The organism is Nonomuraea sp. NPDC046570, from assembly GCF_040645915.1.
In the GTDB taxonomy this organism is placed as follows: domain Bacteria; phylum Actinomycetota; class Actinomycetes; order Streptosporangiales; family Streptosporangiaceae; genus Nonomuraea.
Genome location: NZ_JBEYZF010000014.1, coordinates 1 through 21,737, shown reverse-complemented (window position 1 = coordinate 21,737; position 21,737 = coordinate 1). Strand labels below are relative to the sequence as shown.

Annotated in this window: 22 protein-coding genes; 11 read left to right on the top strand and 11 right to left on the bottom strand. The window is 72.4% G+C overall.

All coding sequences use genetic code 11. The annotated features are described in order from the left end of the window. Nucleotides 1–159: 159 nt before the first annotated feature. On the top strand, nt 160–762 hold the full coding sequence (locus tag ABZ911_RS22530; protein WP_358058921.1) for a TetR/AcrR family transcriptional regulator: 603 nt from the start codon (nt 160–162) through the stop codon (nt 760–762). Here the strand turns inward: ABZ911_RS22530 and ABZ911_RS22525 are convergent. Genes ABZ911_RS22525 through ABZ911_RS22515 form a run of 3 tightly spaced genes read right to left on the bottom strand, consistent with a single transcriptional unit; the run spans nt 724 to nt 4,144 of the window. Further along, nucleotides 724–1,785 (bottom strand): acyl-CoA dehydrogenase family protein, encoded by a 1,062-nt coding sequence (locus tag ABZ911_RS22525; RefSeq protein ID WP_358058918.1) that lies wholly within the window; start codon nt 1,783–1,785, stop codon nt 724–726. The genes ABZ911_RS22530 and ABZ911_RS22525 overlap by 39 nt on opposite strands. Then, a complete protein-coding gene (locus ABZ911_RS22520; RefSeq protein WP_358058915.1) occupies nt 1,782–2,945 on the bottom strand; it encodes an acyl-CoA dehydrogenase family protein in 1,164 nt (387 codons plus the stop codon). The genes ABZ911_RS22525 and ABZ911_RS22520 overlap by 4 nt, the downstream gene beginning before the upstream one ends. Then, nucleotides 2,942–4,144 carry an acyl-CoA dehydrogenase family protein gene (locus ABZ911_RS22515; protein ID WP_358058912.1) on the bottom strand — a complete coding sequence of 401 codons (1,203 nt, stop codon included), beginning with the start codon at nt 4,142–4,144 and terminating at the stop codon, nt 2,942–2,944. Before ABZ911_RS22515 ends, ABZ911_RS22520 begins: the two co-directional genes overlap by 4 nt. Nucleotides 4,145–4,249: 105 nt before the next feature. Between ABZ911_RS22515 and ABZ911_RS22510 the strand changes: the two genes are divergently transcribed. Continuing rightward, complete coding sequence (locus tag ABZ911_RS22510) at nt 4,250–4,825, top strand: GNAT family protein (RefSeq protein ID WP_358058909.1); 576 nt, start codon at nt 4,250–4,252, stop codon at nt 4,823–4,825. On the opposite strand, the gene ABZ911_RS22505 is transcribed toward ABZ911_RS22510, so the two are convergent. Next, nucleotides 4,815–5,069: a hypothetical protein gene (locus ABZ911_RS22505; protein ID WP_358058906.1), complete on the bottom strand. Its 255-nt coding sequence runs from the start codon at nt 5,067–5,069 to the stop codon at nt 4,815–4,817. The two genes, ABZ911_RS22510 and ABZ911_RS22505, sit on opposite strands and share 11 nt — an antisense overlap. 13 nt (nt 5,070–5,082) lie before the next feature. Between ABZ911_RS22505 and ABZ911_RS22500 the strand changes: the two genes are divergently transcribed. After that, on the top strand, nt 5,083–6,069 hold the full coding sequence (locus ABZ911_RS22500) for an FAD-dependent monooxygenase (RefSeq protein ID WP_358058903.1): 987 nt from the start codon (nt 5,083–5,085) through the stop codon (nt 6,067–6,069). On the opposite strand, the gene ABZ911_RS22495 is transcribed toward ABZ911_RS22500, so the two are convergent. Together ABZ911_RS22495 and ABZ911_RS22490 are read right to left on the bottom strand one after the other, a co-directional pair. After that, nucleotides 5,972–6,868, bottom strand: a complete 897-nt coding sequence (locus ABZ911_RS22495; RefSeq protein WP_358058900.1) for a DMT family transporter — start codon at nt 6,866–6,868, stop codon at nt 5,972–5,974. The genes ABZ911_RS22500 and ABZ911_RS22495 overlap by 98 nt on opposite strands. 159 nt (nt 6,869–7,027) lie before the next feature. Then, nucleotides 7,028–7,402 (bottom strand): VOC family protein, encoded by a 375-nt coding sequence (locus ABZ911_RS22490; protein ID WP_358058897.1) that lies wholly within the window; start codon nt 7,400–7,402, stop codon nt 7,028–7,030. Nucleotides 7,403–7,595: 193 nt separating this feature from the next. Here ABZ911_RS22490 and ABZ911_RS22485 point away from each other — a divergent pair, with 193 nt between their 5' ends. Then, a complete protein-coding gene (locus ABZ911_RS22485) occupies nt 7,596–8,450 on the top strand; it encodes an EamA family transporter (protein WP_358058894.1) in 855 nt (284 codons plus the stop codon). A gap of 122 nt (nt 8,451–8,572) precedes the next feature. Beyond that, nucleotides 8,573–10,774, top strand: coding sequence for an accessory Sec system translocase SecA2 (gene secA2 / locus ABZ911_RS22480; protein WP_358058891.1), 2,202 nt, complete (start codon nt 8,573–8,575; stop codon nt 10,772–10,774). A gap of 48 nt (nt 10,775–10,822) precedes the next feature. Here the strand turns inward: secA2 and ABZ911_RS22475 are convergent, their stop codons facing one another. Beyond that, nucleotides 10,823–11,419: a hypothetical protein gene (locus ABZ911_RS22475; protein ID WP_358058888.1), complete on the bottom strand. Its 597-nt coding sequence runs from the start codon at nt 11,417–11,419 to the stop codon at nt 10,823–10,825. A 62-nt stretch (nt 11,420–11,481) separates the two neighbouring features. On the opposite strand from ABZ911_RS22475, the gene ABZ911_RS22470 reads away from it, so the two are divergent. After that, nucleotides 11,482–11,979 (top strand): DUF6328 family protein, encoded by a 498-nt coding sequence (locus ABZ911_RS22470; RefSeq protein ID WP_358058885.1) that lies wholly within the window; start codon nt 11,482–11,484, stop codon nt 11,977–11,979. Nucleotides 11,980–11,981: 2 nt separating this feature from the next. Here the strand turns inward: ABZ911_RS22470 and ABZ911_RS22465 are convergent, their stop codons facing one another. Both ABZ911_RS22465 and ABZ911_RS22460 read right to left on the bottom strand, forming a co-directional pair. Beyond that, nucleotides 11,982–12,722, bottom strand: coding sequence for a metallophosphoesterase (locus ABZ911_RS22465; protein ID WP_358058882.1), 741 nt, complete (start codon nt 12,720–12,722; stop codon nt 11,982–11,984). Beyond that, on the bottom strand, nt 12,715–12,963 hold the full coding sequence (locus ABZ911_RS22460) for a BON domain-containing protein (protein WP_358058879.1): 249 nt from the start codon (nt 12,961–12,963) through the stop codon (nt 12,715–12,717). The genes ABZ911_RS22465 and ABZ911_RS22460 overlap by 8 nt, the downstream gene beginning before the upstream one ends. A 111-nt stretch (nt 12,964–13,074) precedes the next feature. On the opposite strand from ABZ911_RS22460, the gene ABZ911_RS22455 reads away from it, so the two are divergent. Next, on the top strand, nt 13,075–13,344 hold the full coding sequence (locus ABZ911_RS22455; RefSeq protein ID WP_358058876.1) for a hypothetical protein: 270 nt from the start codon (nt 13,075–13,077) through the stop codon (nt 13,342–13,344). A gap of 64 nt (nt 13,345–13,408) precedes the next feature. Continuing rightward, entirely contained in the window at nt 13,409–15,238 is a 1,830-nt protein-coding gene (locus tag ABZ911_RS22450) for a transketolase (protein WP_358058873.1), read from the top strand. Nucleotides 15,239–15,283: 45 nt separating this feature from the next. Here ABZ911_RS22450 and ABZ911_RS22445 read toward each other — a convergent pair whose 3' ends face one another. Further along, complete coding sequence (locus ABZ911_RS22445; RefSeq protein ID WP_358058870.1) at nt 15,284–15,538, bottom strand: DUF6458 family protein; 255 nt, start codon at nt 15,536–15,538, stop codon at nt 15,284–15,286. A 60-nt stretch (nt 15,539–15,598) separates the two neighbouring features. Between ABZ911_RS22445 and ABZ911_RS22440 the strand changes: the two genes are divergently transcribed. Both ABZ911_RS22440 and ABZ911_RS22435 read left to right on the top strand, forming a co-directional pair. Continuing rightward, nucleotides 15,599–15,730: a hypothetical protein gene (locus ABZ911_RS22440; protein ID WP_358058867.1), complete on the top strand. Its 132-nt coding sequence runs from the start codon at nt 15,599–15,601 to the stop codon at nt 15,728–15,730. A 12-nt stretch (nt 15,731–15,742) separates the two neighbouring features. Continuing rightward, the gene (locus ABZ911_RS22435; protein WP_358058864.1) at nt 15,743–16,303 is read left to right on the top strand and encodes a GNAT family protein; all 561 of its coding nucleotides are present in this window, start codon (nt 15,743–15,745) and stop codon (nt 16,301–16,303) included. Here the strand turns inward: ABZ911_RS22435 and ABZ911_RS22430 are convergent. Then, on the bottom strand, nt 16,275–18,119 hold the full coding sequence (locus ABZ911_RS22430; RefSeq protein WP_358058861.1) for an FUSC family protein: 1,845 nt from the start codon (nt 18,117–18,119) through the stop codon (nt 16,275–16,277). The two genes, ABZ911_RS22435 and ABZ911_RS22430, sit on opposite strands and share 29 nt — an antisense overlap. 84 nt (nt 18,120–18,203) lie before the next feature. Here ABZ911_RS22430 and ABZ911_RS22425 point away from each other — a divergent pair, with 84 nt between their 5' ends. Next, nucleotides 18,204–21,605: a WD40 repeat domain-containing serine/threonine protein kinase gene (locus ABZ911_RS22425; RefSeq protein WP_358058858.1), complete on the top strand. Its 3,402-nt coding sequence runs from the start codon at nt 18,204–18,206 to the stop codon at nt 21,603–21,605. Nucleotides 21,606–21,737: the final 132 nt, after the last annotated feature.

Genomic DNA, 21,737 nt, shown 5'->3' with positions numbered 1-21,737 from the left:
AGAAAACCCTGGGATCCGCCACCGGAAGATCCCTCGCCGGTCATGTGATACCCACAGATTAACCAAGGGGACCCTAAGGACCCGAAATTGGCACTTGCCATCCGATCGACCGACCAGTCGGTATGCTTAGGGCGAAGTCAGACGGGGAAGGTGGCGCGGGTGGCGCAGGATCAGGCGAGCGAGCCGGTGCGGCGACGGCTGCTCGCGGAGGCGACCCGGCTGTTCGCGGAGCGGGGTTTCGAGGGTACGTCGGTGCAGGAGATCGTGATCGCCGCCGGGGTCACCAAGGGGGCGATGTACCACTACTTCGACTCCAAGGACGACCTGCTGCACGAGATCTACGGCCGGGTGCTGCGCATGCAGATGGACCGGCTGGCCGCGATCGCCGACGGGACGGGCTCGGTGACCGAGCGCCTGCGCGCCGCGGCGGCCGACGTCGTGGAGACCACGGCGGAGAACCTCGACGACTCCAAGATCTTCTTCAGGTCGATGCACCTGCTCGCCCCGGAGACGCAGAAGAGCGTGCGCGCCGAGCGCCGCCGCTACCACGAGCGCTTCCGCGACCTGGTCACCGAGGGCCAGCGCCAGGGCGTCTTCCGCGACCAGGTGCCGGCCGATCTGGTCGTCGACTACTTCTTCGGCTCGGTCCACCACCTGGGCACCTGGTACCACGCGGACGGGCCGCTGTCCGGCGCCCAGGTGGGCGAGCACTTCGCCGACCTGCTACTGACCAGCCTCGGGGCCGGGCAGATCGGCGAGTGAGGCCAGCGCGGCCCGATGGTCGCCGGGCGTACCGAGGGCGATCTCGTCGGCCTTGGCACGCTTGAGGTAGAGGTGCAGGGGATGCTCCCAGGTCATCCCGATCCCGCCGTGCAACTGCACGGCCTCCTCCGCCACCCGCACGGCCACCTCCCCGTTCCATGCCTGGGCGACCGCGGCCGGCAGCGGCGCGGGGTCGTCGGCGGCGTTGCGCGCGGCGGCGCGCGCCCTGACCACGTCGAGCCACAGGTCGGCGAGGCGGTGCTTGATCGCCTGGAACGAGCCGATCGGCCGGGCGAACTGGTACCGCTCCTTGCCGTAGGCGATCGTCGTCTCCAGGCACCACTCGGCCAAACCGAGCTGCTCGGAGGCCAGCAGCGCCGCCCCCAGCGTGAGCGTCTCGCGCACATCGCACAGGCCCAGCGCGGTCGCGGGCGAGTCCTCGAAGGTGACCGTGGCGACCGGCCTGGTCAGGTCGAACGAGACCCCCACCTCGACCCGCGCGTCACCCCGATCCACGGCGTACAGCTCGCCGCCCACCGGCACCACCAGCACATCGGCCACCTCGGCCCCGGCCACCGCCCGCACGCTCCCGCCCAGCCGCCCGTCCACGATCGTGACGGTCCCGTCGAGCCCCCGGTACGGCGAGGCCCCGAACGGTACGACCAGCGCGGCGGTGATCTCACCCCCGGAGAGCCGGGTCAGCAACTCACCCGCCCGGACCCGGACGAGCGCGTCGGTGGCCAGCACCGAGCTGGTCAGGAACGGCACCGGCGCCACTCCCCTGCCCAGCTCCTCCAGCACGACCGCCGCCTCGCGGGCCGACGCCCCGGCTCCGCCGTACTCCTCGGGGACCAGCAGGCCCGCCACCCCGATCTCCCTGGACAGGGTCTTCCACAGCTCCAGGTCGCAGGGCTCGGGCGACTCGATCCGCTTCAGCACCGCCGAGGGCGGGCACCGGTCGGCCAGCAGCCCGCGTACGGCGGCCCGCAGCTCCTCCTCGACCTCGGTGTACAGCAGGGTCATCGCGGCAGGTCCTTCCAGGGCACGTCCTTGTCGATGCGGGGCTCGCTGGGCAGGCCGAGAACCCGTTCGGAGATGATGTTGCGCAGGATCTCCGAGGTGCCGCCCTCGATGGAGTTGCCCTTGGCCCGCAGGTAGCGGTAGCCGGGCCCGCGGCCGTAGAAGTCGACCGAGTCGGAGCGGCGGAAGGCGTAGTCGTCGTAGCCGAGGTCGCGGCGGAACTCGACGTCGAAACCGGACAGCGCCTGGTTGAGCTTGGCGAACGACAGCTTCATCCCCGAGCCTTCGGGGCCGGGCTCGCCGGCGGCGAGCTGCTCGCGCAGCCGTACCCCGGACAGTCTGGTGACCTCGGCCTCCACCCAGAGTGAGAGCAGGCGCTGGTGCAGGTCGTGGTCGCGGAGTTCGGGGTGGTCGCGCCAGGCGTCGGCGACGATGCCGATCATGCCGCCGCCGCGCCGTACGGGCGCGCCGCCGATGGCGACCCGCTCGTTCATCAGCGTGGTCTGCGCGACCCGCCAGCCGTCGCCCACCTCGCCGAGGCGCAGGTCGTCGCCGAGCCGCACGCCGGTCAGGAAGACCTCGTTGAACTCCGCCTCGCCGGTGATCTGCCGCAGCGGCCTGACCTCGACGCCGGGGGCCCGCATGTCGCAGACGAAGTACGTCAGGCCACGATGCTTGGGCACCTCGGGGTCGGTGCGGGTGACCAGGATGGCCCACCGGGCCTGGTGCGCGCCGGAGGTCCACACCTTCTGCCCGTCGACGATCCACTCGTCTCCGTCGCGGACCGCCCGGGTGCCCAGCGTGGCCAGGTCGGAGCCGGCGCCGGGCTCGCTGAAGAGCTGGCACCAGATCTCCTCGCCCGTCCACAGCGGGCGCAGGAACCTGCGCTTCTGCTCCTCGGTGCCGAAGGTGAGGATGGTCGGCGCGGCCATGCCCAGGCCGATGCCCTGCCGGCCGCCGTCGAGCTGCGGGGTGTGCGCCAGCTCCCGCTCGACGACCTGCTGCAGCTCGCGGGAGACCCCGAGGCCGCCGAGGCCCTCGGGGAAGTGCACCCAGGCGAGCCCGGCGTCGAACCTGGCCCGCAGGAACTCCAGCCGGTCGCCGCCGGGGTCATGGGCGGCCAGGAAGGCGGCCACCCGCTCCTTGATCTGCGTCCCGTTCACATGTACCTCTTCAGCTCGCGGTAGGCCAGCGACCGCTTGTGCACCTCGTCCGGGCCGTCGGCCAGGCGTAGCGAGCGCGCGCCCGCCCAGAGCGCGGCCAGCGGGAAGTCCTGCGAGACGCCGCCGGCGCCGTGCACCTGGATGGCCTTGTCCAGGATCCACTCCACGGTGATCGGGGTCGAGATCTTGATCGCCTGGATCTCGGTGTGCGCGCCCTTGTTCCCGACGGTGTCCATCAGCCAGGCGGTCTTGAGCACCAGCAGCCTGAGCTGCTCGACGCGGATCCTGGACTCGGCGATCCAGTCCTGGACAACGCCCTGCTGGGCGACGGGCTTGCCGAAGGCGGTGCGCGCCAGCGCGCGGCGGCACATCAGCTCGATCGCCCGCTCGGCCATGCCGATCAGCCGCATGCAGTGGTGGATCCGGCCGGGCCCGAGCCTGGCCTGGGCGATGGCGAAGCCGCCGCCCTCCTCGCCGATGAGGTTCTCGGCTGGGATCCGCACGTCCTCGAACACCACTTCGGCGTGGCCGCCGTGGTCGGCGTCGCTGTAGCCGAACACGTGCATCCCGCGCTTGATGTGCACGCCGGGTGTGTCCCGGGGGACGAGCACCATGCTCTGCTGGCGGTGCTTGGGCGCGTCGGGGTTCGTCTTGCCCATCACGATGAGGATCTTGCAGTTCGGGTTCATCGCGCCGGAGATGAACCACTTGCGGCCGTTGATGACGTACTCGTCGCCGTCCCTGGTGATGGAGGTGGCGATGTTCGTCGCGTCGGAGGAGGCGACGTCGGGCTCGGTCATCGCGAACGCGGAGCGGATCTCGCCGTCGAGCAGCGGTCGCAGCCACTCCTTGCGCTGCCAGTCGCTGCCGAACATGGTCAGCACTTCCATGTTGCCGGTGTCGGGGGCGGCGCAGTTGGTGGCGGTCGCCGCGATCGCGGGGCTGCGACCCATGATCTCGGCGAGCGGCGCGTACTGCAGGTTGGTCAGTCCCGCGCCGTGCTCACCCGGCAGGAACAGGTTCCACAGGCCGCGCCTGCGGGCCTCCTCCTTCAGGTCGGCGAGCATCGGCGGCGCCCCCCACCCGCTCGCCGCCGCCTGTTCCTCGAAGGCCGCTTCGGCCGGGTAGACGCATTCGTCCATGAAAAGCAGCATGCGCGCGCGCAGGTCCTCGGTGACGGAGTCGAAGGCGAAGTCCATGTCGCGAGCCTACCGACCGGCCGGTATGGATGTCGACAACTGGTCTCCGCCAATGCCCCCAGGGTGGCCCTAAACGCGAGGTCGGCCCTGCCCTAGAGTTCGCGCATGACCGCGAAGCTCCCCGACCCCGCCCACCTGGAGAACGACCTCGTCCGCCTCGAACCACTCACCCTGGACCACGTCCCCGACCTGTTCGCCGCGGGCGGCGCGGACGAGGAGGTGTGGCGCTGGCTCCCGGCCGCCACGCCGCGCACCGAGGACGAGCTGGCCGCGATCGCCCGCAAGGTGATCGAGGACGACAACCACGCCCCGCACGCGGTCGTCGTCCAGGGCAGGGCGGTCGGCTGGACGGCCTACTGCGACGTGCCGGGCTTCGACCAGAGCCTGGAGATCGGCTGGACCTGGTACGGCAGAGCCCACTGGCGCACCGGCGTGAACACCGCCTGCAAGGTCATGCTGCTGGACCACGGCTTCGGCCCGCTCGGCTTCAACCGGATGCTGCTGAAGACCGACGTCAACAACCTCCGCTCGCAGGAGGCGATCAAGCGGATCGGCGGCGTGCACGAGGGCACCCTGCGCCGCCACCGGCGACGCCCCGACGGCACCTGGCGCGACACGGTCTACTTCGGCATCCTGGCCGAGGAGTGGCCCGCGCACCGGGCGCGGCTGCTCAGCCGCTGAGCATGCCCGCGAGCAGCTCGCGCAGGCCCTCGCGCAACTCCTCCGGCGACGGCATCGCGCCCGCTCCGGCGATCGCGTCGAACATGACCCCCTCGCCGAACGCGACCAGTTGCCGGCCGTGCCGTACCGGGTCGGTGGAGCCGGCCGCGGCCAGCATCGCGACGGCGGGGCCGCGGAACCGCCTGCCCGCCTTGTCGTAGATCTCGCGCAGCTCGGGCCTGGCGATCGCCGCCAACGGCCTCAAGGCGCTCGACGCCGTGGGGCTCGGCGACGAGGTCCGCAAGCTCTCCCGGCTGCGGGGGACGGCCGCCATCCGGGTGCCCGACGGGCGCGCGCTCACCCGTACCACCGAGGATCGGGCGCTGGCCCGCTACGGCGACTCGTTCGTCATCACGCTCCGCGCCACGCTGACCGAGCTGCTGGTCGACCGGCTCGACGGCATCGAGCTCGGCGTCACCGTGCACGCGGTCGACCACGAGGCGGGCGTCGTCACCACCGACGCGGGAGAGATCGAGGCCGACCTGATCGTGGCCGCCGACGGCATCCACTCACGCACCCGCGAGACGCTCTTCCCCGGGCATCCGGGCCCGGTCTACGCGGGGGTGACCGCGTGGCGGGCCCTGCTGCCGCGCCGCGGTCTGCGCGTCGACAGCGCCGAGACGTGGGGCAGGGGCCTGGTGTGCGGCGTGCACGCGGTGGCCGACGACCTCGTCTACCTCTACGCCACCGACCTGTCCCCCGCCGGGGCCGTGCACGCCGACGAGCGCGCCGAGTTGTTGCGCAGGTTCGGCGGCTGGCACGAGCCGATCCCCACGCTGCTGGAGGCCGCCGACAACGCTCGCATCCTGCGCAACGACGTCTACCACCTGCGCACGCCGCTGCCCGCCATGCACCGCGGCAGAGTGGCACTGGTCGGCGACGCGGCCCACCCGATGACCCCCAACCTGGGCCAGGGCGCCTGCCAGGCGATCGAGGACGGGATCGTCGTGGCCGCCACGGCGGATGATCTGCCCGCCTACACCGCGGCCCGGCTGGAGCGCACAACGTCGATCGTGCGCAAGTCCATGAGGATCTGCAGGCTGACCAAGGCGCGCCACCCGCTGGCCGTACGGCTGCGCGACGCGGGGATGGCCGCCGCCGGGCGGCTCAGCCCCGATCTGATGTTGCGTTCAATGGATGCGGTACTGGGATGGACACCTCAGGAGCGGGCCTCGAATGGTCAGGGGCCAGGCGCCCGAGTGTGACCGTCCCGCCGATGGTCAAAGCGGCCGCCAGCAGGGCGGGCACCGCCGTCGACGGCGAGGTCGGCAGCGGCTCGCCCAGCAGCACCGCCCCGGCCAGCACCGAGGTGATCGGGTCGATGACCTGCACGCCCGCGTAGGCGATGCCGAAGTAGCCGACCGCGTAGGACTTCTGCAGCAGCACCACGGCGCAGACCAGCAGCACCGGCACCGCCAGGGTGAACCAGTGCAGCAGCGTGGCCCACTGCAGGTCGCCGCCCGCGTTGAGCTTGCCGCCCACCACCCGGACGAACGTCGACACGCTCGCGGTCACCACCCCTGCCCCGACGGACAGCAGCAGCGCCTTCGCCGGGCCCTGCGCCTTGCGCGAGGCCAGGTGGGTGACCAGCACGACCAGCCCGATCACCGCGACGAACCCGATCGCCGCCCCGCTGCTCAGCTCGGGCGTCACGTTGTGCTTCGGCACCAGCGTCATCAGCCACAGCAGCCCGACCGCCACCGCGACCGACCCGAAGATCTCCGCCTTGTACGGCTTGCGCCCATACATGAACGCCGCCAGCGGCACCGCGAACACCAGCGTGGCCACACTGATCGGCTGCACCGCGACCAGCGGCGCGAAGCTCAGCGCCACCGCGTGCAGGCTGGCGCCGACGAAGCCGATGATGCCGCCGATCCACCAGCGCGGCCGTTTGACCAGTTTGAGCGTGGCCCCCTCGGCCACCGCCTCGTACTGCTGAAGCGCCGCGCCGACCGCGTATCCCAGTGCCCCCGCCAGGGCTATGAGCACCCCGATCCAGGTCATGGGCGCCCACACGTGGGCACAAGGGGATGCAACATTCCTTCCAAGAGCATTGCTCCAGCTTATGGCCCCGGCAACCAACGTGAATCGGCTTACGCCGACATCATGGCCGTATCCTCACCGGAAGCGCCCCAGGCGGGAGCCTGGACGGCGTGTCGGCGGTCAGGACGCTTCGGGGCACACGCAGAACAGGTGGCCCTCCGGGTCCTGCAGGACGATCCAGCCGACGCCGTCCTCGGTGACGCCCGGCTGGAAGTCGGGCCTGGTGGCACCGAGTTCGAGGTACTCCTCGACCGCCTTGGCCACGTCGGGCACCCGGAAGTCCAGGTGGAACTGCTTGTCGTCGCTCGGCCACTCGATCGGCCGGCGGTCGGCCACCCGGCCGAAGTAGAGGTTGGTGGTGCCGTCGCCGACGGCGGAGTACTCGTCCTCGGCGACCTGGACGGGCAGGCCCGTCACCTGGTGCCAGAAATCCGCCATCCGCTTCGGGTCGGCGCAGTCGATGGTCACGGCGAGGAGCTTCGCGTTCGTTGTCATGCCGAGCATCCTGCCGCCAGAGCCTGCCATCTCCTGTCAGGTTATTCTGGGTGCGTGCCGACCTTCATCATCTCCCCGCCGCCCGCCCGATAGCGGGCGGCTTCTCCTGAAATTTCCGGATCCCTAGGGGGTCTGGGAGTGGCTGCTGCCCGCATACGGGTCCACGGCAACCACTCCCTTCAGGAGAAGATCGATGTCGGATGTTTCCGTACGGCGCGGCGTGCTGTACGTCTCCCTGGCGGCCGGTGCCTGGGGCACCGGCGGGGCGGCCGGGTCGCTGCTCTTCCAGAGCTCGGGGCTCGGCCCCGTCGGCGTCTCCCTCTGGCGCTACCTGCTCGGCGCCGCCTTCCTGTTCACCCTCGTCCGCCGCACCCGCCTCGACCGCCACATGGTGGTCGTGGGCGTGGGCATGGCGATCTACCAGACGGCCTACTTCGGCTCCATCGCCTACGCGGGCGTCGCCCTCGCCACCGTGATCACGATGGGCGCCACTCCGCTGTTCACCGCCCTCGGCGCGCGCCTGTTCCTCGGCGAACGCCTCGACCGCACCGGCGCCCTGTGCATCACCGCCGCCCTGGCGGGCCTGCTCCTGCTGACCGGCGAGAGCGCCTTCGGCGCCTCCCAGGCCGGAATCGCCGGAATCGGGCTCGCGCTGTTCTCCGCCGCCGGGTACGCCGGAGTCACCCTGCTGTCCAGGCACCGCCACGACGACCCGTACGGCACCGCCGTCGGCGGTTTCGCGGTGGGCGCGCTCTGCCTGGCGCCCTTCGCCCTGGTCGGGCCGGTCCTGCCCGAGGTGACCGTGCCGAGCGTGCTGCTGCTGCTCTACCTCGGCGCGGTCCCGACCGCCCTCGCCTACGGGCTGTACTTCCGGAGCCTGAGCGCGCTCAAGGCCACCACGGTGTCGGTGATCTCGCTCGGCGAGGCGGTCGGCGCGGCCCTCCTCGGCGTCCTGCTGTTCGGCGAGCGGCTGACACCGCTGTCGCTGGCGGGGTGCGTGGTACTGCTGGGCGCGGTCGTCGCCCTGACCGTCCACGAGCGCCGCTGAGCACGCCGGTCCCCGGCGAGGCGGGGATGGAATAGGGTCCGGTACGGCGGCGCCTTGCCGTACCGGAGCCCGGCCCGAGGGTTCGGGGGAACGGTGCCGACGGAGCGCGCGTTGGAGGAACCGTGGCCTCGATTTCCGGATTCGTCAGGAACCTGCTGGACCGCCCAGGCGGGGTGAGCCTGAACCCGTACAAGAAGATCGTCGACGCGGCCGGCGACCGCGCCGTCGCCGTGGGCGAACTCGCCGAACTGCCCGAGCCGACGATGGACGACCTGGCCGAGTTCTGCGCGATCGCGCGCGAGGCGGCCGACCGGACGCTCGGGCTCAGGCCGTACGACGTGCAGTTGCTCGGCACGCTGGCGCTGCTGCACGGGCACGTGGCGGAGATGGCCACCGGCGAGGGCAAGACGCTGTCCGGCGCGATGGCCGCGGCCGGCTACGCGCTGCAGGGCAAGCACGTCGACGTGATCTCGGTCAACGACTACCTGGCCCAGCGTGACGCCGAGTGGATGGCGCCGTTCTACGAGGCGCTCGGCGTCACGGTGGGCTGGATCGGGCAGAACTCCACTCCCGACGAGCGCCGGGAGGCCTACTCCCGCGACGTCACCTACGGGCCGGTCAGCGAGATCGGGTTCGACGTGCTGCGCGAGCGGCTGCGGACCGACGCGGGCGAGCTGATCATGCCGAAGCCCGAGGTGGCGCTGATCGACGAGGCCGACTCGGTGCTGGTCGACGAGGCGCGGGTGCCGCTGGTGATGGCGGGCGCCGCCGACCCCGGCGACGCGGTGCCGGAGATGGCCGCGCTGGTGCGCACGCTGGTCCGCGGCTACCACTACGAGATCGACGAGCAGGCCCGCAACGTCTACCTGACGCCCAAGGGCGCCGACAGCGTCGAGGCGATCCTCGACCTGGAGCTCTACGACGAGAACGAGCCCGGCCCGCTGATCGAGCTCAACCTGGCCCTGCACGCGCACGCGCTGCTCACCCGCGACGTCGACTACATCGTCCGCGACGGCAAGGTGCATCTCATCAACCCCTCGCGCGGCCGGGTGGCGCTGCTGCAGCGCTGGCCCGACGGGCTGCAGGCGGCGGTGGAGGCCAAGGAGGCGCTCGCGCCCAGCGAGAAGGGCGAGATCCTCGACTCGATCACGGTCCAGGGCCTGATCAAGCGCTACCCGCAGGTCTGCGGCATGACGGGGACGGCGGTCGCGGTCAGCGAGCAGCTCGGCGAGTTCTACGACCTGAAGGTCGCGGTGATCCCGTCCAACCGGCCCAACATCCGGGTGGACGAGTCCGACCGGCTCTACCCCACCGGCCCCGACAAGGACGCCGCCCTGGTCGAGGAGATCCAGGAGGTGCACGCCACCGGACGGCCCATCCTCATCGGCACGCTCGACGTGGCCGAGTCGGAGAACCTGGCCAAGCTGCTGCAGCGGCGCGGCCTGGAGCCGGTCGTGCTGAACGCCAAGAACGACGCCGAAGAGGCGGGCATCATCGCCAAGGCGGGCGAGCGCGACGCGATCACCGTCTCCACCCAGATGGCCGGCCGCGGCACCGACATCCGCCTCGGCGACGGCGTGGCCGAGCTGGGCGGGCTGTACGTCATCGGGTCGGGCCGGCACGCCAGCAGCCGCCTGGACGACCAGCTCCGCGGGCGCGCGGGCCGCCAGGGCGACCCCGGCGGCTCGGTGTTCTTCGTCAGCATGCAGGACGACCTGATCACCCAGTTCGTCTCTGACGAGCGCCCACCCGCCGCCGACCCCGACGGCGTCGTCCGGCACCGCCGCGGCGCCTACCTCGTCGGCCACGCCCAGCGCGTCGCCGAGGGCGTGAACCTGGAGATCCACCGCAACACCTGGCGCTACACCCGGCTGCTGGAGCGCCAGCGCGAGCTGGTCCTGGAGTGGCGCGACAAGGTGCTGCACGGCGACTCGGCGGCGGTGGCGCTGGCCGAGGCGGACGCGGACCGCTGGGCGGATTTGCCCGAGGAGACCAGGGACGAGACCGCCCGGCAGATCGTGCTGTTCCAGATCGACCGCTGCTGGACCGAGCACCTGGCCTTCCTCACCGACCTGCGCGAGGGCATCCACCTGCGGGCGCTCGGCCGGATGAGCCCGATCGACGAGTTCCACCGCGAGGCGGTCGCGGAGTACAAGAACCTGCTGGGCGAGATCGAGCGGCGCTCACTCGGCGCGTTCGAGACGCCCGACCCCGACCTGCGGCGACCCACGGCGACATGGACGTATCTGGTGCAGGACAACCCGTTCGGCACCGAGTGGGACCGGATCCTGCGGCGGGTGACCTCGGCAGTGCGCCGGGGGTGACGCGTGCCCGCACCTTGACCGGCCGATGGGCGTGACCGCGGCCCCTCTCTACGGCCAGGTGCCGTCGCCGCTGCCGTCCACCGGCTTGGCGATCACTTCCAGCCGTTCGAGCAGGGTGAGGAACGTCGAGGCGTACGGCGAGGGCGCGGTCACGGCGGCGACCCGGTCCCAGTCCACCTGCTCGCGCATCGCCCGTACCTGCGGCAGCAGCGAGCCGTAGTCGCAGGCGTGCTCCGACATCGGCAGCAGCCACGAGACGACCAGGTCGGTGGCCTCCAGGACGGGGACGATCATCGCGGACGCCTGCAGCGGCTCGGCCCGCGCCAGCAGTTCCTCGGTGACCGGCCGGTCGGCGACCCGGAAGATCAGATCCACCAGGCGGCCCTGGTCGTAGGCCTTGACCAGCCAGTCCTCCGGTGGCCGCGCGGTGTCGAAGCCCAGCCCGCTGAGCGCCGCCAGGGCGGCGGGGACGTCCTTCTCCAGCACCACGAAGTCGACGTCGTGCAAGGACGGGGCCGCGCCTCTCGCGTACGCGGCGCATCCGCCGGCCAGCGCGAACGCCACCCCGGTCTCCTTGAGGCCGGAGCTGGCACGTTTGAGCGTCTCCAGGATGGCGTCGGTGACGGCGTGGCTGTGGCTCCCCATGTGACCGGGCTACCCGCGTGGTCGACGACTAGACCTTCCGCAGCCGGGTAGCGGCGCTGACTATGAGCGAGATCCGTGAGAGTGGCGAACCCGGCGAGAGCCACAAGGAGCGAGTCGACCGTGAGCTGGCGGAGTTACTGCAAGGGCTGCGGGTGGCGGTCACCGGGGTGCAGGTGCTGTTCGCGTTCATGCTGACGCTGCCCTTCCAGGCGGGGTTCGGGAAGGTGGACGCGCTGGGCCGGTGGCTGTTCTTCATCTCGCTGATGGCCTCGGCGCTGGCCTCCATCTGCTTCATCACGCCCGCCGCGCAGCACCGGCTCTACTTCCGCACCGGGCTGAAGGAGCGGATGCTGCGGCGGTCGAACGAGCTGGGCGTGGCCGGGGCGATGTTACTACTGGTGGCGATGACCAGTGCGGTGGCCATGGTCACCGAGACGGTGATCAACAACTGGCCGGCCGCCCTCTTCGGCGCCGCCGTGGCACTGACCGGCGGCTGGTTCTGGCTGCTGCAGCCCCTGCTCGACCTCTACCGCACCCGCGGCAGCACCTCGCGGGAGTAGAACTAGCGGGGCGCGGGGGTGCACTCCCCGTCCAGGCAGTAGACGCCGTAGGAGCGGCCCAGGACCGGGAGGGCCACGTTGCGGACCCGGATGCCGCCCGGAGTCATGCCCTTCTCCGCGCCCTTGTGCGCGTGGCCGTGCAGGATCAGGTCCGCGCCCTCGGTGTCGACCGCCTCGGCCAGCAGGTAACTGCCGAGGAACGGGTAGATCTCCGGCGGCTCGCCCTCCAGCGTCTCCTTGACCGGCGAGTAGTGCGAGAGCACCACCGTACGGTCGGCGTCGATCTCCTTGAGCGCGATCCGCCAGCGCTCGGCGATGTGCCGGGTGTGCCCGACGAAGTTCTTGATCTCCCGCTCGCCGAACTCGCTGGCGGACTTGCCGGCGAAGCCGCCGCCGAACCCCTTGCCGCCGACCACGCCGAGCCGCAGGCCGTCGCACTCGACCACGGTCCCCCCGTCGTCGAGCACGACGACGCCCGCCTCGCGCAGCTCGCCGGCGATCTCCTCCTGCAGGTCGGAGTGGTAGTCGTGGTTGCCGAGGACGGCGACCACCGGAATGCGCAGGCCGCGGAACTCGTCGGCCACCAGCCGCCCCTCCTCCAGGGTCCCGTGCCTGGTCAGGTCGCCGGCCAGCAGGAGCACGTCGGCCCGCTCCTCGATGCCCTCGATCCGGGCGCGGTAGCTGCCCCGCATGTCCTCGCCCAGGTGGATGTCGCCGGCCGCGGCGATCCGGACGCTAGTCAAGATGCTCATCCTCCCCCGGCTCGCCGACCTCCACGACGGTGATCTCGTTGTGCACCCGCAGCCCGGGAGCGGCCTCGCCCGCTACCTCGCCGATCGCGTGCCGGTGCCCGTCACCCGAAACCTGCCCGCGCAGGAAGATCTGGTCGCCTCGGACATCGACGCGGACGCCGAGCTCGTGGGTCCTCTCGTCCTCGGCGAGCGCCTGCTGGACGCGGGCCGCGACGTATTGCGGAGCCTCCATCGATACGCCTCCTTCATCAGAAAAGGCGCATGCCCTCCCACAGCCCGCGCAAACGACGTTAGGCCGCAAAAGCCCAGGGTACGGGAGGGGTCTAAGCGGAAGGAGGGGGTAATGGCCGAGCATGAACGTCCTGAAGACATCCGTCCCGAGTCCTACTCCGCGTCCGGGCAGCCCATGGTGCCTGCCACCCCGCGCGACATCGTGTACATCAGGATCGGTTCGTTCATCCTGATCTTTCTGATCGCGCTCGGCGCCATCAGCATGGTGGCCGGCGCCTTCGTCCTCTCCGTCGCGGCGGGCGTGCTCGCCGTGGTGACCGTGGTCGCGATCGTGCTCGCGGTACGGCGGCAGCGGTGGCGCGGCTCGGGGGAAGCGGGCTGAGCCCCGGCCGGCCGGTTCAGGCGGACCAGCCTGGGTAGGCGGCGGGAAACCACGAGGAGGCGCGATGCCTGAACGCGACATGCATGCCCTGTGCGAACTCGCCGCACAGCTCAGGGTCGACTCGGTGCGCAGCTCGGCAGCCGCCGGATCGGGACACCCCACCTCGTCGATGTCGGCCGCCGACCTCATGGCGGTGCTGTTCAGCTGCCACCTGCGCTACGACTTCGACAATCCGGACGATTCCGCCAACGACCATCTGATCTTCTCCAAGGGCCACGCCTCTCCCCTGCTGTACGCGCTGTACAAGGCGGCGGGGGCGATCACCGATGAGGAGCTGCTGACCTTCAGGAGGAAGGGCAGCAGGCTGGAGGGGCATCCGACCCCCCGGCTGCCCTGGGTGGACGTGGCCACGGGCTCGCTCGGCCAGGGGATGCCGGTGGGAGTCGGCATCGCGCTGGCGGGGCGGCGGCTGGACCGCGTGCCGTACCACGTGTGGGTGCTGTGCGGGGACAGTGAGCTGGCCGAGGGGTCCATCTGGGAGGCGGCCGAGCACGCGGGTGAGGAGGGGCTGGCCAATCTGACCGTGATCGTGGACGTGAACCGGCTGGGGCAGCGCGGGCCGACCCGGCACGGCTGGGACACCGGCGCGTACGCCCGCAGGTTCGGCGCGTTCGGCTGGCACACGATCGAGATCGACGGGCACGACCCCGGGCAGATCGACTACGCGTTCGCCGACGCGCGCAACACCCGCAGGCGCCCGACGGTGATCCTGGCCCGCACACGCAAGGGCGAGGGCGTCAACGAGGTGGAGAACCGGGAGGGCGCGCACGGCAAGCCGCTGAAGGAGCCGGAGCGGGCGATCGCCGAACTGGGCGGCGTGCGCGACCTCACCGTCAAAGTGAACCTGCCCGACCAGAACAGGATCCCGCACACCTTCCCCGACGGGGAGCTGGAACTGCCCCGCTACGAGAGCGGCACCCAGGTCGCCACCCGCAGCGCGTACGGCGAGGCGCTCAGGGCGCTCGGCGCCGCCCGCGGGCAGGTGGTGGCGCTGGACGGGGAGGTGGCCGACTCCACGAAGACCCAGGTGTTCGCCGACGCCTTCCCCGACCGGTTCTTCGAGTTCTACATCGCCGAGCAGCTCCTGGTGGCCGCCGCGGTGGGCATGCAGGTGCGCGGCTGGGTGCCGTACGCCTCGACGTTCGCCGCCTTCTTCACCCGGGCGCACGACTTCATCAGGATGGCCGCACTGAGCAGGGCCGACATCAAGCTGGTCGGCTCGCACGCGGGCGTGTCCATCGGCGAGGACGGGCCCTCGCAGATGGGCCTGGAGGATCTGGCGATGCTGCGCGCGACGCACGGCAGCACGGTGCTCTACCCGTGCGACGCCAACCAGACCGCCGCGCTGGTGGCGGCGATGGCGGACCGGCCGGGCGTGGTGTACCTGCGCACGACCCGCGGCGAGACGCCGGTGATCTACGGTCCGGGGGAGAGCTTCGAGGTGGGCGGGTCGCGGGTGCTGCGGCAGTCCCCCGAGGACCGGGCGACGGTGGTCACCGCGGGCGTCACGGTGCACGAGGCGCTGGCCGCCGCCGACATCCTGGCCGCCGAGGGCGTCTCGATCGGCGTGGTGGACCTGTACTCGGTGAAGCCGGTCGACACGGCGGTGCTGCGGGAGGCGGCGACCACGACGGGGACCCTGATCACGGTCGAGGACCACCGGCCCGAGGGCGGTCTCGGCGACGCCGTGCTGGACTCGGTGTCGGAGCTCGGCCCGCGCGTCGTCAAACTCGCCGTCCGCGACCTGCCGGGCTCGGCCACCCCGGCCGAGCAACTGGCCGCCGCCGGAATCGACCGCGACGCCATCGTGGCGGCGGTCCGGCGGCTGAGCTGAGGAAAGGGCCCCGCCTCGACGGCGGGGCCCTTCCTTCCGCCGGACCTACAGGGGAGGCTCGTCGTAACGGCGCTCCTCGTACACGGTTCTGCGGGTGGTCGTGTCGTGGACCTCGTCCACCGGCGCGACGGCGCGCCTGGTGACGTTCATCCGGTAGATGCCGAACAGCAGCCCGACCAGACCACCGATCATGAGGATCACGCCGACGACGTTGATGTCCACTCCGGCGAGATCGAACTCCACGGCCCAGGTGAGGATCGCGCCCAGCATGATGAGGATGATGCTTCCTGCGATGGTCATGTGATTACCTCCTTAGCCCCAAGGAACATCTATCCCCATGTCGAAAAACAAACACGTCGGATGCGGCGGGCGCGCGAGCCGTACTTCCGGGAGGTGGCCGACCTGGTCGCGGACGTGGTCGCGGAGTCGCCGGAGCGGATCGCGGGGGCCGTACTGGTGGAAATGGGATTGCGTGCCGGTGATCGGGGCTGATAGCCAGTGAGGATGTTCGCGAACAAGCCGACGCTGGTCGGCGAGCGGGTGACGCTACGTCCCGTCGGGCCCGAGCACGTCGACGGCCTGCTGGATTTGCTCGCCGATCCCGAGGTGCGGCGGCTGACCGGCTCGCACGCCGATCCCGCGGGGCGGGAGGCGGCCACCCGGTGGTACTCCACCCGCGGCGAGCAGAGCGACCGCCTGGACCTGGCGATCTGCGTGGGCGAGGAGTACGTCGGCGAGGTCGTGCTGAACGAGTTGGACGGCGACAACCTGTCCTGCAACCTGCGCGTCGCCCTGCTGGGGGCCCGCGTGTTCGGCAAGGGGTTCGGCAGCGAGGCGATCCGGCTGGTGCTGGACCACGCCTTCACCACCACCCCGCTGCACCGGATCAGCCTGGACGTCTTCGCCTTCAACGACCGGGCCAGGCACGTCTACGAGAAGCTGGGCTTCGTCGAGGAGGGCGTGCTGCGTGACGCGCTGCGGTGGGGCGGCGAGTGGCACGACTCGATCTCGATGGCCGTGCTGCGCCCGGACTGGGCTACCCGAGGGCGGCCCGCGCGGTTCTGATCTCGTCGGCCACCGGCGCCAGCGGCCCTTCCTCGGGCAGCTTCCCGGCTCCGGGCCGGTGCTGCTCGCGGGCCGCGCCCGCCAGGTCCTTCACCGCGTCGGCCAGGGCGGTCACCTCGCCGGGCGCGGGCGTGGCGCCGCCGCTCCTGGACCGGACGGAGGCGGCGGTCACCTGGCCGAGCATCCGTTCGGCGGCCACCAGGGCGGGCCACCACGCCGCGGCGTGGGCGCTGGCCGGCGGTGGTTCGGTGAGCGCCTGCTGGAAGACCGCGTCCAGCTCGGTCGCCCGCCGGTAGGCGGCCCGCCGCCGCCGCGAGCGGTCGCCGGGGTCGCCGCCGAAGGCCACGAGCAGGTAGCCGGCGACGTCGTCGAGCAGGTCCGCCAGCCGCTCCCCCACCCGCACCCGCCAGCTCTCCGGCCACAGCGCGTAGCCGAAGACCAGCACGATCGCGCAGCCGAGCAGGGTGTCCAGCAGCCTGGTCGTGGCCAGCTTGTCGGGCGGCAGGCGGTCGATCCAGTCGATCAGCACGATCACCAGCGGGGTGATGGCCGCGGTCTGCATCGCGTAGCTGCGCGCCGAGACGATCGGCACGACCGCGCCGAGCAGGGCGACGACCGTCAGCATGGGCCAGCCGAGCGGCACCGTGGTCAGCACGACGACGCCGACGGTGACCCCGACGAGGGTGCCGAGCGCGCGCAGCAGTGCCCGGGTGAAGACCGATCCGAAGTCTGGTTTGAGGACGAAGGTCACGGTCAGCGTCACCCAGTAGCCGCGCGGCAGCACGAGCGCGGCGGAGATCCCCGAGGCCAGGCCGACGCAGAGCGCCAGCCGCAGCGCGTACCGCCAGGCGCGGCCGGAGAGGAGGACGCCGCCGGCCGTGTCGCGGAAGCGTTCCGGGAAGCTCGGCGGCTGCCCGAGCAGGTCCACCTCGTCGCGCCGGCCGCCGAGCCCCGCCGCGGCGTACCGCACGCCGCGTAGCAGGAAGCGCTCCTCGCGGGTGGCCGGGGTGAGGTCGGGCGGCGGCGCGTCCCGCCGTCCCTCGGCGACCGCGTCGGCGAGGCCGTCGATCGCGGCGACGATCTCCGGCCTGACGACCGTGGCCAGCGTGGACGCCTCGATCAGCGGGGTGGCGGCGTTCAGCGCCTCGGTCAGCCGGACCACCTCCGAGTCCTGGCCCGGTCTGGTGGCCCGGTGCGAGACCAGGGCGTCCTGCGCGATGCTGATCAGCTTCGGCAGGCGTTCCCTGGCCCGCTCGTCGCCGCCGAGCGAGCCGGCCAGCGCCCGGTAGACGTCGGCGACGGCCCGCCGCTCCGGCGCGGCCGGCCGGACCGGCCAGCCGAGCAGCGCCAGCAGCAACACCAGGGCCCCACCCGCTAGGTACGGCAGCGGCGCGGTGACCGGCAGCGGCAACCCCACCCCGATGGTCGCCATGAGCAGCGGCGACAGCCCGCACGCGGAGGAGATCGGGCCGAGCGAGCTGATCGCCCCGCTGACCAGGGCCACGACGATCAGCGTGAGCACCCCGCCCCACCCGGTGCCGTGCGCCGGATGGCCGACCAGCAGGCCGAGCGCCCCGGTGAGCTGCGGCGGCACGATGCCGAGCAGCCGCAGCCGGTAGGCCTTGCCGGTGCGCTGCAGGACCGCGCCCAGCGCGCCCATCGCCAGCAGCAGACCGGTCGCGGGGGAGGCCAGGAGCACGCCGGCGGCCGCTCCGCCACCGATGCCGACGGCCGCCCTGAGCACGTCGGGCCACGAGATGGGCGCCGGGCTCGGTGTGACGGCACGGCGAAGCCAGCCCGCTGCGGAAACGTTCACGATCCCCCCGGGGCCATGCTGGCACAGCGGCCGAGATATGGGCCGCAACCAATCCCCCGTTAGATGCATCTAAGATGCGTGACGATGCGCCTGCTTCCCGGGGATCCCGAACGGCTCGGCCACTACTGGCTGGCCGGGCGGCTCGGAACGGGCGGGCAGGGCGTGGTCTACGACGCCTACGACGACCGGGGCGACCGGTTCGCGATCAAGGTGCTGCACGGTGACATGCCCGCGCAGCTCGCCAAGGAGGCGCGGGCGGCGGGGCGGGTGGCGTCCTTCTGCACAGTCAAGGTGGTCGAGGTCGGGCTGGAGGCGGCCAGGCCGTACATCGTCAGTGAGTTCGTCGAGGGGCCCAATCTGCGGGAGGCCGTGGAGCGGGCCGGCGTCTACGGCGGGGACGGGCTGCGGCGGCTGGCGACCGCGCTGGCGACCGCGCTGACCGCCGTGCACGAGGCGGGCGTCGTCCACCGGGATCTCAAGCCGGAGAACGTGCTGCTCGGGCCGGACGGGCCGCGGGTGATCGACTTCGGTGTGGCGCGGACCGGCGAGATGTCGCTGACGACGACGGGGTTCGTCGCCGGGACGCCGACGTACATGGCGCCCGAGGTGTTCACCGGCGAGCGGGCCGGGCCCTCCGCCGACGTGTTCGCCTGGGGCGGCGTGGTGCTGTACGCGGCCACCGGGCAGGATCCGTTCCAGGCCGAGAGCCTCGGCGGCGTCATGCACCGGGTGCTCACCGTCGACCCCGACCTCGGCGCGCTGGCCGAACCGCTCCGGTCGCTGGTGTCCGGGGCGCTGGCCAAGTCGCCCGGCGACCGGCCCGCCGCCAAGGAGTTACTGCTCGGGCTGCTGGGCAGCGCCGAACCCGGCGCGGGCGCCCGGCTGGCCGCGGAGATCGCGCCGCCCCCCGGCCTGACCGGTGCGCGTCCGCTCGGCGAGGTGGCCGAGGCCGCCTACGCGAGCCTGACGCCCGCCCAGCAGGCCGCGGTGCCCGGCACGCTGCTGCGCATGCTCGGCGAGCAGGGCGTGCGCCCGATCGCCCCCGACGAGGCCGACGACCAGGAGGTGGTGGCCCGGCTGACCGAGGCCGGGCTGCTGATCCGGCACAGCATCCCGGTCCCGCCCACCGACACCCCCCAGGGCCGGCTGGTCGCCACCGCGGGCAACACCGTGGGCCCGGTGAGCGCCGCGCTGTTCCACGCCTGGCCCCGGCTGCGCGGCTGGGTGGCGGCCGAGCGCGACGGCCTGCCGCTGCACGGCAGGCTCCGCGACGCCGCCCTCTTCTGGGACCGGCAGGGCCGCAAGCCCGCCGACCTCTACCGGGGCAGCGCCCTGGACAGCACGCTGAGCTGGGCCGCCACCGGGCGGCGGCACCTCGGCCTGAACGCGCTCGAACGCCGCTTCCTCGACGGCAGCGCGGTGCTGGCCAGGCGCGGCGTGCGCCGCCGCCGGGTGGTCACCGGCTGCCTGGCCGCGCTCCTGGCCGTGGCCGTCGCCTCGACGGCGGTCGCCGTACGGCAGCGCGGCGATCTGTCCCGGCAGCTCGCCGAGGCGAACGCGCGGGCCGTGGCGGCGCGGGCGGACAGCCTGCGCGCCAAGGACCCGCAGGCGGCGATGCGGCTCAGCGTGGCGGCCTGGCGGCTGGCGCCGGTGTTCGAGGCGCGTACCGCGCTGCAGCGGTCGCTGGCCCAGCCCGAGCTGCGGGTGTTCACCGACCCGGAGGCGGACGCCGAGGCGTGGTACCAGCTCGGCGACGACGGCGCGGGCCTGGTCCGGTGGAAGGGCGACCAGGTCAGGCGGTGGGATGTGGCGGCCGGGCGGGTGGCCGCCGAGCACACGCTGCCGCGCGCGGGCGGCGACCTGACCGCGCTGAGCGACGACGGCGGCACGTTCGCCGCCGGGGGCGACGGCCGGGTGCGGGTCTGGGACGTGGCCTCGGGCGCGCGTGTCGGCGCGGACCGGCCCGACGGCGACCCGAGCCTGCACGCGGGCGGGCGGGTGTTAGCCGTCGCGGGCAGCGACCGCACCAGGCTCTACGCCGTGACCGGCGGCGCGGCGCTGCTGGAGGTGACCGACGGCGAGTACGCCGTCTCCGCCGACGGCGGCTGGGCGGCCACCTCGGCGATGGACGGGCAGGTCGAGCTCTGGGATCTGCGCCGCCGGGTGAAGGTGCGCGGCCACAAGGTGGAGCCGCCGGTCAGCCCGCGCGGCGAGGCCGCGGCGCCGCCAGCCGCGTTCACCGCCGACGGGCGGCTGCTGGCCGTCGGCGGCGACACCGGCATCACGCTGATCGACACCGCCACCGGCGAGGTCAGGGACGAGCGGCTCGACACCGAGGCGCCCAGCAGGCTGCTGTTCAGCCCCGACGGGCGGTTCCTGCTGGACGTGGGCTACGACGGGGTGCGGCTGTGGCGGGTGGCCGACCGGAAGATCCGGGCCACCTTCGAGCCGCGCGACGCGACCGGCGACTACGCCTTCTCCGCCGACGGCCGGGTCCTGCGCTATCTGGCCGCCTACGGGTCGGTGGTCTCGCTCGATCTGTCGGGGGTCGTCGACGCCACCTCCTCGGCGGTGACCGAGGGGATCGACGACAGCGCGCCCTCGGTCCTGTCGCCCGACGGGCGGCTGGCCGCGACCGCCGCCGGAGGCCGGACCAGGCTGTACGACGTGGCCGGCCACACCTCGCCGGGGGCGATCGGCGCGGCGGGCGAGCTGGCCTTCAACGGCGACGGGAGCCTGCTGGCGATCTCCGGCTCGCCGGTCGGGCTGTGGGACGTGACCACCCGCCGCCGGGTCGCCGCGCTCGACGTGGGCAAGGACATCGCGGCGCTGGCGCTGTCGCCCGACGGCCGGACACTGGCCGCCGCGCTCACCGAGCGCAAGGTCGTGCAGCTCTGGGACGTACGGGGGCGCCGCCTGATCGGCACGGTCGCGAGCGCGGGCTTCCCGCTCGCCTTCGCGCCCGACGGCCGGACCCTGGCCGTCGGCGGCGACCTCGCCCAGGTGCCCTCGGGTACGGTGACCCGCGACCCGGCCGGAGTGGGCGGCACACCCGTCACGGCGGTCTCCTTCAGCCCCGACGGCGCCACCCTCGGCCTGGGGCTGAGCAGCGGCCAGATCGTGGTCTGGGACGTCAGGGGGAAGCGGCGCCTCGGCAGCGTCGAGGCCGGTTCGGGCGGCGGCGGCAGTGTGCGCTTCTCCCCCGACGGGCGGCTGCTCGCCGTCGACGGGGAGCAGATCAGGCTCTGGGAGACGTCCTCGCTGCGGGAGGTCGGGCAGGTGCCGATCGGGCAGTATCCGGCGGGGCTCGCCTTCAGCGAGGACGGCGGCAGTCTGCGCAGCGTGCTGCTGGACGGCTCGGTCCAGGAGAGCCCGGTCGAGCCGGCACTCGCGGCCCGGGCGGTGTGCGCCCGCGCGGGCGGCTCGCTCGACGAGGCGGGCTGGCATCGGCTGATCCCCGAGACGGGTTACCGGGACGTCTGCTGACGGTTACAGCACCGGCCGGAACCGACCGCGACACCCCCTAGATCGCTGATGTGAAATTCGGTGATCGACTGCGGACGTGACGAAGGGCGTCCATGGTCAGTGTGTGAAGACAGACCTAGACGCCCTTCTGAC

Excerpts from the sequence above, each read along its gene's own strand:
- ABZ911_RS22525 (WP_358058918.1), bottom strand. The coding sequence starts at position 1,785 with ATGACCCTGCTGTACACCGAGGTCGAGGAGGAGCTGCGGGCCGCCGTA.
- ABZ911_RS22515 (WP_358058912.1), bottom strand. The coding sequence starts at position 4,144 with ATGGACTTCGCCTTCGACTCCGTCACCGAGGACCTGCGCGCGCGCATG.
- ABZ911_RS22510 (WP_358058909.1), top strand. The coding sequence starts at position 4,250 with ATGACCGCGAAGCTCCCCGACCCCGCCCACCTGGAGAACGACCTCGTC.
- ABZ911_RS22495 (WP_358058900.1), bottom strand. The coding sequence starts at position 6,868 with ATGACCTGGATCGGGGTGCTCATAGCCCTGGCGGGGGCACTGGGATAC.
- ABZ911_RS22490 (WP_358058897.1), bottom strand. The coding sequence starts at position 7,402 with ATGACAACGAACGCGAAGCTCCTCGCCGTGACCATCGACTGCGCCGAC.
- ABZ911_RS22485 (WP_358058894.1), top strand. The coding sequence starts at position 7,596 with ATGTCGGATGTTTCCGTACGGCGCGGCGTGCTGTACGTCTCCCTGGCG.
- ABZ911_RS22475 (WP_358058888.1), bottom strand. The coding sequence starts at position 11,419 with ATGGGGAGCCACAGCCACGCCGTCACCGACGCCATCCTGGAGACGCTC.
- ABZ911_RS22470 (WP_358058885.1), top strand. The coding sequence starts at position 11,482 with ATGAGCGAGATCCGTGAGAGTGGCGAACCCGGCGAGAGCCACAAGGAG.
- ABZ911_RS22460 (WP_358058879.1), bottom strand. The coding sequence starts at position 12,963 with ATGGAGGCTCCGCAATACGTCGCGGCCCGCGTCCAGCAGGCGCTCGCC.
- ABZ911_RS22455 (WP_358058876.1), top strand. The coding sequence starts at position 13,075 with ATGGCCGAGCATGAACGTCCTGAAGACATCCGTCCCGAGTCCTACTCC.
- ABZ911_RS22450 (WP_358058873.1), top strand. The coding sequence starts at position 13,409 with ATGCCTGAACGCGACATGCATGCCCTGTGCGAACTCGCCGCACAGCTC.
- ABZ911_RS22445 (WP_358058870.1), bottom strand. The coding sequence starts at position 15,538 with ATGACCATCGCAGGAAGCATCATCCTCATCATGCTGGGCGCGATCCTC.
- ABZ911_RS22440 (WP_358058867.1), top strand. The coding sequence starts at position 15,599 with ATGCGGCGGGCGCGCGAGCCGTACTTCCGGGAGGTGGCCGACCTGGTC.
- ABZ911_RS22435 (WP_358058864.1), top strand. The coding sequence starts at position 15,743 with ATGTTCGCGAACAAGCCGACGCTGGTCGGCGAGCGGGTGACGCTACGT.
- ABZ911_RS22425 (WP_358058858.1), top strand. The coding sequence starts at position 18,204 with ATGCGCCTGCTTCCCGGGGATCCCGAACGGCTCGGCCACTACTGGCTG.